Origin of the sequence: Pseudoalteromonas sp. XMcav2-N, from assembly GCF_024124545.1 — a bacterium.
GTDB lineage: Bacteria > Pseudomonadota > Gammaproteobacteria > Enterobacterales > Alteromonadaceae > Pseudoalteromonas.
In genome coordinates, this window is record NZ_JAMXSF010000001.1 from 180625 (window position 1) to 194537 (window position 13913).

Below are 13913 nucleotides of genomic sequence, written 5' to 3' on the forward strand. Positions count from 1 at the left end.
ATCAGAATGACAATGGTGTGATTTTGGGGAAGGGCGTGTAAAATGGCCCTCGCACTCAGTGCGAGGGAAGCCAATCAAGACAGTCTCTTTAGGAGTTAGTGAGACGATCTAGCTCTGCGCGTTGTGCGCTGGGTAAGTTATCAACCACAATCTGATACGAATCATCAATCATGCGTTTGATTTCTTCTTCCGGGATGCTGCCATCTAGTACGATGGTGTTCCATAATCGTTTATTCATGTGATAACCAGGAACGATTGATGCGTATTTGTCTCGCAACAATAGCGCTTCGTCTGGATCACACTTTAGGTTAAGCCACCACACTGGCTCACCATTCTCACCCATTTGACCTTCTTTCCCTTCATATAAGGTGGCAAACATCTTGTGTTGCACCTTGTAAACGTCCACGTCCTGTGCAAACGGTTTTGTGATAAAGGTCCCAGGCTTAGCCTGTAAATACTCATGTACGAATTTCTGATCCATAGCCCGTGTCCTTGAAATAACAAATTAAATTAACACAACATGGGGCTGATTTTAGCAGCTTTTGTGAGATTTCTGTAATTAGGAATAAGTAAAAACTATCAGTCAGTTAAGACCAAATAAGAATATACCTGAATAACCTTATCTAAGCTGCGCAACAATATCAGTATATTTCACTCTAACGAGAAAAATACGTCTTAAACCGCACAGAGGTTAACCAGTCCATTTATCTTTACAGTTCCAATTTCAAATCTGCTCAAGGAGAAGTTTTCTCCCGCTCTTTGACTGCTAACCACACCATGACCAAAATGACAAATGCCCACTTCATTAAACATTCACCCAGTTTAGGCGAGAGAATCTGCTCCCCAAAACACGGCGAAAGTGCAATCAAATTGGCACGTATAAGCTTCCAATCCCGTTCGGCTTAACCTAAGTGTAGGAAAATCAAACCGGATCGCCAGCGAAAGTGACAGGTCATCAGGTTTGTCTATTACCTGACGTGCCACCTGGTACGACTTATATCCGTGTCGCAGCAAATAATACCTTTTTAAAATAATAAGTTAGCAATTATTTGCGAGTTTAGGGGCGTGTTGTTACATGCACCTAAGTTAGAAACCATGCGTTTCTGGGGACGTATTAAATTAAATAATGCAATATTTTGCAACAATTTCAGTGTTTTTGCGTGTTTTTTAAACTTAGGATACACTGCGCGGGAAAAAATTTACCCATTTACTTAACGTGGAACGCTGTGTTCACGGATTTCTTATAAATCACCGTGTCGGGAGGCTGTGTGCTGGAGCTGTATCCTTTAATGATGTGTCTTGGGGCACTGCTGATGCTCAATGAATTGCGCTGTACTGGGGTTACAAGGCGTTCCTGGGTATTTCTGGCTGCATGTGCGGGCCCTGTGGTATGGATCCTATTTCGCACTCACTATCGCCTTACATGGCTCAGACAAGTTGGAAGTATATATGCAGTGTTAAGAGCCTGAGTCGACTAAGTGTGCGATACAAGCCATTTGAGGGGCTAGTTGACCAGTTGCAGAGTGGGCTTATCGGCGAGTTGGGATTTAAGAAATTGCTCAAATTCTGGTGCTGATAAAGGCTTAGCATAATAGTAGCCTTGAATGGTCTGGCAATTGAGGCGTTGTAATTGCTGAAGCTGCTGTTCATGCTCAACACCTTCGGCGACTACATGCAGTCCCAGATTGTGCGCAATGGTGACAATCGAATCGACCATGTTACAGCCACGCTCTGTGTTCATATCATCTACAAAGGCTTTGTCGACTTTCAGGGTATTGAGTGGAAATTGCTTCAGATAGGCCAAAGAGGAATAGCCGGTGCCAAAGTCGTCCATTGCCAGGTGGATGCCACGTGAACTCAATGAGCGCATAATTGAAATTGCTTCTTGTGGATCGTCCATAACCGTACCTTCCGTAATTTCTAGCTCAAGAAAATAAGAAGGAAGTTGATTCTTTTGCAAGATAAGATCTATACGTGCCGTCAGGTCAGGCAAGCTAAACTGTCTGGCGGATAAGTTGACGGCAACCCGGCCATTAAACAGCCCCTGGTCCACCCAACGTTTTACATCTTTACAGGCCTTGTCCAACACCACTTCACCAATCTCGACAATCTGACCAGTTTCCTCGGCAATTGGAATGAATAACCCCGGGCTGATTACGCCTTTTTTGGGGGTAATGAAGCGCACTAACGCTTCCATGCCCACGAGTGCGCCGGTAGCAATGTCCATTTTGGGCTGATAATACACCACAAAATGATCCTCTTTTAATCCAAAACGCATCAGGTTCTCTATTTGCAGCCGCTTAACGGCCTGCTCATTCATAGAGTCATTAAAGAACAGGTAGTGATTACCTTTTTGTTTTGCGTGATACATAGCTGTATCGGCGTTTTTCAGCAAGATTTCCGGGGTGCTACCATCTTCTGGAAACAGCACAATGCCAACCGAGGAGGTGATCACCAGCTCATGGTTAGCCATTTTAAATGGCGTTGCAATGACCGCGAGAAACTGTTTCGCGGCTTTGGTAATGGTATGAATGTCGTTAGTACCCGACATCACCAGGGCAAACTCATCGCCGCCAAGACGGTAAAATGTATCTTGCTGACGACATAGCTTATTGAGTCGCATGGCGAGCTTAGCAAGCAAGCTGTCTCCCAGCTGGTGGCCAAGAGAGTCGTTTATCTTTTTAAAGTTATCCAGGTCAAATACCAGCAGGGCGTGGTCGCGTTTCTGATCAACCAGTTTCTTAAGGTTAGTGAAAAATAAGTTCCTGTTTGGCAATCCGGTGGTGCGATCCCGGTTAGACAGATTATGCAGCTGTGATTCTGCTTTCTTCCGTTCAGTTAAGTCTGAAAATACAACAACGTAATTGGTAATGTGGCCGTGGTTATTTTTAATCTCGTCAATCGAAATTTCAATTGGTAGCATAGTACCAGTCTGGTCGTAGAGCTTAAGTTCTTCCTGCCAGTGTTCGCTCTTTTTTAGTGCCGCTTTTATCTGGCTGATAAACTGGCCGTCGTAACCGGGCAATTTAAATTCTGTATTTATGTATTGTTCACGAACACCACCAAACACCCGAATGTAGCTTGGGTTCAAATCAACCAGGCGGAAGTGATCATCGTAGATGGCAATCGCATCGGTCAGAGACTCGACGCATTTGGCAAACAGGTTTAGTCGTTCTTCTGTGCTCTTTAGGTGGTTGATGTCTCGAATTGTGCCAGTCATACGCAGCGGGTTTAAGTTATCATCTTTTTCAATGATCTTGCCTTTATCCAGTACCCAGTGATACTGATCCAGGCTGTTTCTGACTCGGTAAGTGGCTTCAAAAAACGCCGTTTTCTCAGCAAAATGTAGCTTAAGTTGTTTTTCTACCAGGGGCAGGTCGAGAGGGTGTATCAGACTGGCGTTTGGAATGAAGTTTTTGCCTGTTGCGGTATCCATCATGAATTTGTCATTGATACGCACAATTTCACCGCTGTTGATGTTCCAGTCCCATAGGGTATCACCGCTGCCTTCTACGGTACTTTTCAGGCGTTGTTCTGAATGCTTAAGCGCACTGAGGGAGTGTTTTGCTTTGCGATTTGCAATTACCAGATAGCACAAAGTGACCGCGGTGATGAGTCCCACCACAATCGTTAGCGTCATCTGTGAATTTTGCATTACCTCTAAAGACACGGGTGCACTCAAAGTCGGCCAGGTCTGAAGCAACAAAATAGATGTAATTGTTTTTATAATTGTTGTTTTTTTCATAAGGCTTAAAGAGTCAATTACAATTGCTAATCTAATCTAAGCCCTGAGTAGAGTCAAAAAGAATGTCAGAAAAAATCCCTAATTTGGGACCTGCTGCCTCTGCTTGTATAAAATCTATGCGGGAATGTGTGCTTTAGGCACAGTGTATAGGCCGCTAATCAGATAGTAGCAAAGGTCTGGATTGGCCCGTGTTTCAGGGGGGCGCCACCTTAACGATGGACGCCGCTATTTATTAGTTACATCTGAGCGTGATTTTTGCAAAATCGCCGGACACCAGTTTTACTATGTATTGTTTCAGTGCCTCAAAGGTCAGGTTATCAAGTGCTTCGATGAGTTTGTCTTGCATAGAGAAGGTATGATCATCAGTGCCAATGGCTATCCATAACCGCTGTGAGCGTAACCTCAGATTTTTATCTTTCTCAGCGATTTGGGCATGTAATGCCGCTTTTATTTGTCTCCATTGCGTGTCTTCATAGTTATCCAGTTGTGACACCAGGTCAGTCAGATAGTGATGATGGCGCTGTAGCAGCGTTTCGCTGTCATAATTGGAGGACTGCACGTAAAACGCGATCCCCGCGCGGGTATTAAACGGTGCATAACCCGCACCAACCAAGTAGCCAAGCTGTTGCTGGGTGCGTAGTGACTCAAAGTAATCCTGGCTGACCAGTTGATTGAAGGCCATAATTTTGACCTTGTCATCGACACTACTGGTGGGAGCCTGAATATATTCAACAAAGGCGTGCTCAGTGCCAGACTTCTCGATTTCTACTTGCTGATGAGACGAGATCAGGTTGAGTGGTTTTTTCAGGTCGTCCAGGATTTCACTGTAGGCAAACAGGGCATGGAGTTGCTTCTGCATATCCAGTGCATGATCCAATTGCCAGTTACCATGCATAAAGGCCTTTATGTGAATAGCCTTGAAAAAATTATCTCGAAACAGGCAAAACTCATTGAAGCTGATATTTTTCAGGGCCTTGGCTAACTGCTCTGGCGTTGGATTCCAGGGCATCAGTTGGGCACCGAGCAGACTAAATAGCTCGCTGACAGGTTTACTCTTGTTGTGGTTTTTCCAGTGCCGGATCAGTTGCTTTTTATACTCTGCAAAACGGGTAGCACTGATTGGCTGTTTGAGTAATGCCTCGACCAGTTGCAGCACAAGCTTGAGCTGACTGGCTGACAGACCTGCCGTTTGCAGTGTCAGACCACCCTGGTGAGAGCTCAGGTGATAACTCAGACCTGCCAATTCGGCGGCATAAAACTGCTCTGCTACACTGTCCATAAACAAATCGGCGAACAGTCGGGTCATCGCCATGCTCTTGTGGCTTTCAACCGAACACTGGGAATCAATTTCTAGATAAAAATGCCCTTTCGTCACACGAAAGCGCGTATCTTGCTTAAACCAGAAGGCAAATCCTGGCCTGTCTGTTAGCAGTGTCGGAGTTTTCCGACCGGGTTCAATATCATACAGGCGGTTCTCAAAAGCCAGGTATGGATTTGCAGCAGGCAAGCGCATTTCGGGTAGCGGGATGGTAATTTGCTCAAGTGTTTGGAGCCACTCTATGTTAATTCGCTCTACCTGATAGGGCGTATTGTACCACTGGGCAACCTTGCGGGTGACATCATTTTCACAGGTAATATCGGGGTGGATCAGGATCAAGCGCATATTATAAGGAGAGAGTAAATCCATGAGTTCCTCATGCAGCGCATGATTAAATGCACTCATGCAGTAATCACCGTACAGAATGTCTTCTTCTTCATAATGATGCATGTTGATACTGAGTGCACTGACCCAGTCAAGTAGTTTACTTTGTTCCTGGTTTTCAAAAGCCAGTTCAAGCAGGCGTTTCTTGTCTTCGTATAGCGCCGGAAGTAGCGCGATTTGTTCGCGGATAAGGCTGATATACTCGAACAACATCTCAACGATGTCTTCATAGTATTCAATGCCATTATCCGTCAGTGCAAAGCTGATATTAAAATCTTTGAAGTTGCTGCCATCTACGCCGCCACCGGCGGACAAAGCATTGATCCAGCCATTTTTCTTCAAAATGGCGTACAGCGAGCCATCCCCTTCGTAGCCCAGTAAGTGAGCCAGGAAGCTCAGGCTCTTAAATTTATATAGCCTTTCTACATCCGGCATCGCGAAACTGACAATCAGTTTTTGCATGTGCTTACGTGGCTCTATGTGGAGCAAAAGACCAAGATCTTGCTGGCGATACAGTGGCACCTCAATTTCTGGTTTGGGCGTGTCACGGCCCTCTAACGGGCTAAAGTAGAGCTTGGCCAGTCGCGCCAGCTCATCCAGAGACTGAGGGCTTGCCAGTACCAGAGTCATCCATTGTGCCTGATAATGCGCAGTGAAAAAGGATTCAATCTCTCGTTTGAAGTCACCACTGTGATCAGCCAACGTGTTGTGATTCCCCACAGAGAACTTAGCAAATGGGTGAGCCGGGTTGACCGTCTCCTTGTGTACCTGAATGATCCGGCGGTTGTCGTCTTTGACTTTCAGATTGAACTCAGAGTCGATGGCATTGCGCTCATCCTGCAAGGCATCTTCTGTGAACAGTGGAGCGTGAAAGAATTCACTAAATCGATGTAATGCCTGTTCAAACATGGCTGAGCGGCAATCGAAGAAGTAACAGCTGTGCTCTGTGCCTGTCCATGCATTGCTCTGTCCACCTGCCTGGCTGACAAACTGAGAGAATTCTCCCCTGGCTGGAAAGGTTTGGGTTCCCAAAAATAACATGTGCTCAACGAAGTGTGCCATGCCTTGACGGCTTTGGGGGTCGTCAAAGTGACCAACATTAATGGCCAATGATGCAGCGGCTTTGGTGCTTGATGTATCTTCTACCAAGAGTATTTTAAGACCATTGTCCAGTGTCAGGTGACGATAATTTCTTTTATCATTATTACTCAGTTTCAATTGTGTGCCGCCGATATAATGGTTAGAGACGTGGCTGCTGTTTCCGGGCTGAATGCTGGCAACAGACACTCTGGGTCGTTGCGATAGCTGGTCACCTCTGAATTAGCCTGTATTTTAAACTTAAGGTTTAGGTGCTTTTGTTTTAATATAGCGGACAATTTGGGGCAATAGCTACTGGTTGTCTTTAATTTTCTTGCCAACTTTCGGAGTGCTATGAAAACAATTCTGATCATGCGCCATGGCGAAGCGGGCCCTATGCAGGCCAATGATGCAGCCAGAACGCTGACACCACGCGGAATGACTCAGTCTGCAGCGATGGGACAGTGGCTAAGTGAGCACTTTCCTCCCCAGGCTGCCCTGGTTAGCCCCTATGTCAGGGCACAACAGACAGCACAGGGAGTGTTGCAGTACAACTCTGTGTCTTTTGAACAAACGTGCCATGATATTGTGCCCAGTGGTAATGCTGCAGTGGCTGTCGATTACCTGGAAACTTTGATCAGTATGCATGACACGCTGGATACCTGGCTGGTTGTGGCACATATGCCTATTGTCAGTTATCTGGTCGATCAACTGGTACCGGGTGAAATGCCAATATTTCCAACGGCTGCGGTCGCTGTGATCCAATATAACCCCGATACGCTTAAAAGCGAGTTACTCCAGCTGGCCACACCACCGAACTAGACCAGCACAGAGTGTAAGTAAGTTGACTTTGTGCGGTCTAATGTCCTCCTTTTCGTTACGGCGTTTTATTACAATGGCGACGCTTTCATGACACCGGTTACCATCTTTGGGCGGATGATGCCCGGTTGTATTATATTTCGTCACTGAATAAGCCGTTAAAGAACACTGCTGTTCTGTAATTAAACGGACAGGTGTGCGTAGCAGGTTTATCTAACCCTGCGTGTTTCCGTTAGCGGTATCCTGCAATATGTTGTTGAGCAGAACGAGACAGTGACATCTGTATTTCAATTCGGTAAATCCGTTTCCTGCCACCATACAGGCAAGAGTTTGGTAAGGACAAATGTCCTTATTTTGAGGCTTTTTGTTGCGAAAAGTTGTTAACTCTTAGCTAACTTTCACGATATTTACAAAAATGTGGAAAATTTATATGCATAATTGCAGCAATTTGAAAATTTGCTGCTATAATTACGGCCGTCTCGTTCAGCCTCACATAGTCGCTTTGCACTCTCGCTAGTGAGGTCCGCGCTGCTCGTCATTTGCGCGTAAAATTGAGCGAACCAGCCATTGTGATACGGCGCCCAAATCAAAACCGTTGAACTCAAGAGTGCATATAAAAGGTTAAATCCCAACATGAAAGCAATGAAAAGATCTACGTTAGCAACTTTAATCAATGCGACGTTGCTCTCTGCTGTAGCAGGTACTTCATTCTCTACGCTTGCAGAAGAAGCGCAAGCTAAAAGCAATCAACTGGAAGTGATCCAAATTACCGCGCGTAAGCGTGTTGAGAACGCACAAGAAGTGCCAGTTTCTGTGTCTGCTTTACAAGGCGACAACTTAGACGCATACAGCTCAGCTGGTATGGATATCCGCTTTATGAATGCGAAGATCCCAAGTTTGTCGGTTGAATCTTCATTCGGACGTACATTCCCACGCTTTTATGTTCGTGGTCTGGGTAACACCGACTTCGATCTGAATGCTTCGCAGCCAGTTTCTTTGGTGGTTGACGAAGTTGTTCAGGAAAACCCAATCCTAAAAGGCTTCCCTGTATTCGATATCGAGCGTATTGAAGTACTGCGTGGTCCTCAGGGCACATTATTTGGTCGTAACACGCCAGCAGGTCTGGTTAAGTTCGACAGCGTAAAGCCAAGCCAGGAATTTGATGGCTATGCCGCAGTTTCTTATGGTAGCAACAGCTCAATTGACTTTGAGGGTGCTGCTGGTACCGGCTTGACAGATAAAATCTCTACACGTGTTTCTTTGCTGGTTCAGGACAAGCCTGACTATATTGACGTGAAAGCGCCTGGTTTTGAAAAAGAGGATTCTCTGGGTGGTTACAACGAGAAGGCTGCGCGCGTACAGTTCCTGTACGAAGGCGATGACTTCACAGGTTTGTTGAACTACCACGTGCGTGATCTGGAAGGTCGTCCAATCCCGTTCCGTGCTAATCTGATTGAAAAAGGCTCTAACAACATTAACCCATTGTATGATAACGATGTGGTTTATCAGGATGCAGCGTCTCGTGCGACTCAGAAAGTAGACACGCAAGGCCTTAGTCTGAAACTGGAATGGGATCTAAAAGAGCACACCATTACCTCAATCACTGGCTGGGAAAGCGCTGAAATTTATTCGCGAGCAGACGTGGATGGCGGTTACGGTAATAATTTCGCCCCGACAATGGGTCCAGGTTTCATTCCGTTTTCTTCTGAAACAGCGGATGCCATTCCTGAGCATGATCAGTACACTCAGGAGCTTCGCCTTTCAAGCAACTTTTCGGGTGACTTCAATTACCAGGTTGGTTTATTCCTGTTTGAAGAAGATTTGACGATTGAAAGCTTTAGCTTCGACACAGGCGCATACGATGAAGCTGCTGGCAACTATGGTCTGCAAAACGGCTATGCAGTTCAGGAGCAAGAAACATCGGCATGGGCACTATTCGGTTCTTTCGATTACACTGTATCTGAGCAGCTGGACGTGACTCTGGGCTTACGTTACTCAGACGACGAAAAAGATTTTTACGCAAAAAGAACGGACAACCCTACACCTTGGAACGGTTCCCCTGATTTCCTGGAAGGTCGTGCAAATCCAAGTGACAGTCACGTGAGTTGGGATCTAAGTGCAACTTACAAGCTGACGGATGATGTTAACCTGTTTGGTCGTTTGGCAAATGGTTTCCGTGCGCCAAGTGTTCAGGGTCGTATCCTGTTCGGTGACGTTGTGACTGTAGCTGAGTCAGAAACTACTAACTCAATTGAATTTGGTGTGAAGTCAGACGTACTGGATGGTCAGGGTCGTGTGAACGCAACTGTGTTTTACTTCCAGATGGATGACCAGCAATTGACCGCAGTAGGCGGCGGCTCTAACTTTAACCGTCTGATCAATGCCGATAAAACTACAGGTTATGGTTTTGAGCTGGATACTGAATGGGTATTAACGGACGAGCTAAATGCAACCTTTAATCTGAGCTACAACAAAACTGAGTTGGATGATGATTCGCTGGCAGTAGCTGTATGTGCTCAGTGTACAGTGACTGATCCTACTTACATGGTTGAAGGACCAAATGGTCCAGAAGCACGCGCGATTTTGGATGGCAATAGCCTACCGCATGCGCCAGAATGGATCTCAAACGCCACATTGCGTTATACCACAGAACTGGAAGACGGTGAGTTCTTTGTATACACCGACCTGTCTTACCGCAGTGAAATCGACTTCTTCTTGTATGAGTCGGTTGAGTTCAAAGGCGAAGCACTGTTTGAAGCCGGTGTACGTGCGGGCTACGCGTGGAACTCGGGCGACAACGACTATGAAGTGTCGGCGTTTGTACGTAACCTGTTCGATGAGCAGGTGGTTATCGGTGGTGTAGATTTCAACAACAACACAGGTATGCTGAACGAAGAGCGCTTTGTTGGTGCTGAGTTCAAAGTGAAATTCTTTTAATTTCACAGAAAATTAAAGCGAAAACCCGTGGATGCTCGGCATTCACGGGTTTTTTTATTAATACTGTCATGCAACCATGCCCCAGTACTGGTAAAGTACAGTTGGCTTAGACAGAATTTTAGAGGAAGAGAAGATGTCCGCATTTTGGAATTATCGTGTTATCTATTGTGAAGCAAGCAAAGATGCACCAGAGCAGTATCAGGTACATGCGGTTGAGTACAATGAAAATGGTAAGGCGGTCAACTGGTCGGAGACCGGAGAATCGCCATATGGCCAGAGCATTGATGACCTGAAAGCCGATTTCACTCGTTTGCAAACGGCATTCGATAAACCGGTACTGAAAGTAATCCGCAAGCCCCGTGGTTACGAGCTGGTAGAAAAAGACACAGGTGATGTTGCACACGCAGAGCCACCTACCAAAGCAGAATAAGACCAATAATGAAGGAGCGATGATGAATTTAAAGGCAATCTTGTTTGATTTTGATGGGACGCTGGCGGATTCGGAAGCGCTCCATTACCATAGCTGGCAACGCGTACTGGCACCTTTTGATGTCACTTACAGCGAGCTGGCTTTCTGTGATGAGTTTTCTGGCGTGCCTACGCTGAAAACGGCACAGATTCTGCGCGAGCGCCATCAGCTGCCTCATGATGCGCAGGCATTGTGTGAGGAAAAAAATCGTCTGTTTGTCGACACTTCGGCCACCATCAGGCCCAGGCTCATGCCTTATGCCAGAGAGATCCTGAGCTATACGGCACAACATTGCAAACTGGCGCTGGTGACTGGCAGCACCCGAGCTGAGGCCACTCCGGTACTGGAACACTATGACCTGTTGCACTTCTTTGAGTGTATCGTTACCAAAGACGATGTAAAACATCCAAAACCGCACCCTGAACCTTATATTCAAGCTTTGGTGTCATTACAAATTTCACCCGAGCAAGCCATCGCGATTGAGGATACAACAACCGGGCTCACCTCGGGGTGTACTGCGGGTCTTCAGGTGTTGGTGATCCCTAATCAGCATTCAGCTAAACAGGATTTTTCGCGCGCAGCCTGGCAGGAAAGCTCGTTGCAGTCGGCTCAGTCCTTAATTGAGCGCCTTATCGGGCAAGATTAGGTGGCAGTTTTGCTGTTGTCTTTTTGCGCGTTGCCTTAAAGCTTGCGGCTGGCATTTCTGTCAACCCACGCTATGCTCTGATAGTGAAAGGAATAGGATTCTGATTCTACAAGGAGCGTAGCATGCACACCAAACTGTTTGGGTGGTTGCTGCTGGCCTGTCTGTGCCAATTGCAGCCCGCCTATTGTAATCCCACACCTGCTGTACAACTCGCCAAAGTATACCAGGCACAACGCCCGGTTATGCGCTATCTGGTGAGCGAAAAGTTTGACGGTGTCAGGGCCATCTGGAATGGCAGACAACTGTTAACCCGCAGTGGCCAGCAGATCCATGCGCCGCATTGGTTTACTTCAGCTTTGCCAGATATAGCACTCGACGGGGAGCTGTGGGCGGGGTATGAGAACTTTGAATTTGTCAGTGCGGTGGTACGGCGCCATAAGGCGTCTGAATCGGACTGGCGGCAGGTTCAATACCTGATCTTTGATGCACCGGATATTAAGGCCCCCTTTACGCAGCGCTTTCAGGTATATAGCCAGCTGATCAATCGGCTGGCACAGCCGCATATTCGTGCGATAACACAGCATCACTTTTCAACTAAGGCCGAGCTCGATGACTTCTTTGCACAGGTGTTGTCCCGTGGTGGGGAAGGGGTAATGCTGCACGAGCGTCAGGCACTTCATCAACAGGGCAGGACATCGGCAATTTTGAAGTATAAACCCTATTTTGACGCCGAAGCCGAGGTGATTGCTCATTTACCGGGCAAAGGGAAGTATCAGGGGATGATGGGGGCGATTAGGGTGAAAACCTCCGAAGGAAAGGTATTTAAGATTGGCAGCGGGTTTACTGATGCACAGCGACGAAACCCGCCCCCGGTTGGCAGTGTTGTGACATACAGATTCCAGGGGATCACCAAGTTCGGTAAACCGCGATTTGCTCGCTTTTTGCGAACAAGGCAGCCACTATAAGGTGTGAACCCCACTGGGTTGAGACTTTTACTTGCCACCTTGCTGTGATACAGTGCGCGACCTTTTTTATGGTCGTGAGGTGAAAAATGATAGCAGGATTTGATTACGGTAGTTCCAATTGCGCAATCGGTGTGATGCGTGAAGGTGACGTGACACTGGTTCCGCTGGAGCAGGGTAAGCACTATCTGCCATCGACACTTTACGCTTTACACAATAGCCTGGTGAGTGAATTTGTGGCACATAAACTGGCAGGATCTGCGCTTGCTACTGACTACCAAAGTGCACGTAAACCTCTGCTCAGTAGTGCAGCAATGGCGAGACGCGAACTGGACTTACAACCGACAGAGCAGGGTCTGTTTGTCGGTCAGCAGGCAATAGATGAGTATATTGCGTTTCCGGAAGAAGGATACTATGTGAAATCCCCTAAGTCCTTCTTTGGTGCAGTTGGTCTGAAACCAGCGCAGCTTGCGTTTTTTGAAGATATTGCCACGGCCATGATTATGGAAATAAAAAGCCGTGCAGAGCATCATCTGGGATATTCCCTGAATCACACTGTCATTGGGCGTCCTGTGAACTTCCAGGCGATTGGTGGAGAGCAAAGCAATCGTCAGGCAATCGATATCCTGACTGTTGCCGCAAAGAGAGCAGGCTTTAAGGACGTTGAGTTTCTCTATGAGCCGTTGGCGGCTGGCATTGATTACGAGTCGCGTCTGACTGAAGATCAAAAAGTACTGGTGGTTGATATTGGGGGCGGTACCAGTGATTGCTCCTTTGTGCAAATGGGCCCGGGCTTTCGTGATAAAGCCGACCGTAGTGCCGACTTTTTAGCTCACAGTGGTAAGCGGATCGGAGGCAATGATCTTGATATTGCGCTCGCTTTTCATACCCTTATGCCGGTGTGCGGCTTGGGTGGTCAGTTCACATCAGGGTTACCTTTGCCAAATCCTCTGTTCTGGCAGGCGTGCAAAATTAACGACATTCAAATGCAAAGTGACTTCTACAGCGAGCAGATGCAACGTGAGTTGACTGGCATGTTAAGAGATGTATGCGAGCCTGAAAAATTGCAGCGTTTGTTAAAAATACAAGAAAACAAAATGACCCATCAGTTTGTACGTCAGGGGGAGTTGGCTAAAATCGCCCTGTCGGAGCAAGAAGAACATGCTGTGCCACTGGACTTTCTGGACAAGACGTTGAATGTCAAGGTGAGTGCGCAGACTATGGCGGAATCGGTAGCCAGCTGTCTGGAGCAAGCTGCGGCACTGGCAGAGCAGGCGATCGTTGAAGCTAAAACACAGCCTGATGTGATTTATCTGACCGGAGGCAGCGCCCAATCTCCGCTGTTAAAGTTGGCATTACAGCAGCGTCTGGGTGATATTCCTATGGTCAATGGTGACAACTTTGGGAGTGTCACAGCCGGCCTGACTAAATGGGCGAACAGGCTTTACCAAACAGGCTAATGTCACTCCCTACCTACGGGGCAAAAGCTGCGCGATAACCAAAGCAAAGTTGCGCGGCTAAACTGCTTTACAGAAGTTAGGTATAATCCGGCTGGC

Annotated in this window: 9 protein-coding genes; 6 read left to right on the top strand and 3 right to left on the bottom strand. The window is 46.9% G+C overall.

Annotated features, from left to right (window positions below; translation table 11 throughout):
* Positions 1-88 precede the first annotated feature (88 nt).
* From NH568_RS00575 to NH568_RS00585, 3 genes are all read right to left on the bottom strand, one after another.
* Positions 89-481: an MmcQ/YjbR family DNA-binding protein gene (locus NH568_RS00575; RefSeq protein WP_054014183.1), complete on the bottom strand. Its 393-nt coding sequence runs from the start codon at positions 479-481 to the stop codon at positions 89-91.
* Positions 482-1504: 1023 nt separating this feature from the next.
* The gene (locus NH568_RS00580) at positions 1505-3655 is read right to left on the bottom strand and encodes a bifunctional diguanylate cyclase/phosphodiesterase (RefSeq protein ID WP_253044497.1); all 2151 of its coding nucleotides are present in this window, start codon (positions 3653-3655) and stop codon (positions 1505-1507) included.
* Positions 3656-3977: 322 nt separating this feature from the next.
* Positions 3978-6665, bottom strand: a complete 2688-nt coding sequence (locus tag NH568_RS00585) for an insulinase family protein (RefSeq protein ID WP_253044498.1) — start codon at positions 6663-6665, stop codon at positions 3978-3980.
* 213 nt (positions 6666-6878) lie between these two features.
* On the opposite strand from NH568_RS00585, the gene sixA reads away from it, so the two are divergent.
* From sixA to yegD, 6 genes are all read left to right on the top strand, one after another.
* Positions 6879-7346, top strand: a complete 468-nt coding sequence (gene sixA, locus NH568_RS00590) for a phosphohistidine phosphatase SixA (protein WP_253043761.1) — start codon at positions 6879-6881, stop codon at positions 7344-7346.
* Positions 7347-7976: 630 nt separating this feature from the next.
* The gene (locus NH568_RS00595) at positions 7977-10280 is read left to right on the top strand and encodes a TonB-dependent receptor (RefSeq protein WP_253043763.1); all 2304 of its coding nucleotides are present in this window, start codon (positions 7977-7979) and stop codon (positions 10278-10280) included.
* A 133-nt stretch (positions 10281-10413) separates the two neighbouring features.
* Positions 10414-10710 (top strand): hypothetical protein, encoded by a 297-nt coding sequence (locus tag NH568_RS00600; protein ID WP_253043767.1) that lies wholly within the window; start codon positions 10414-10416, stop codon positions 10708-10710.
* A 19-nt stretch (positions 10711-10729) separates the two neighbouring features.
* The gene (locus NH568_RS00605) at positions 10730-11395 is read left to right on the top strand and encodes an HAD family phosphatase (RefSeq protein WP_349287999.1); all 666 of its coding nucleotides are present in this window, start codon (positions 10730-10732) and stop codon (positions 11393-11395) included.
* A gap of 122 nt (positions 11396-11517) precedes the next feature.
* Complete coding sequence (locus NH568_RS00610) at positions 11518-12360, top strand: DNA ligase (RefSeq protein WP_253043771.1); 843 nt, start codon at positions 11518-11520, stop codon at positions 12358-12360.
* 86 nt (positions 12361-12446) lie between these two features.
* Complete coding sequence (gene yegD / locus NH568_RS00615; RefSeq protein WP_253043774.1) at positions 12447-13817, top strand: molecular chaperone; 1371 nt, start codon at positions 12447-12449, stop codon at positions 13815-13817.
* Positions 13818-13913 lie beyond the last annotated feature (96 nt).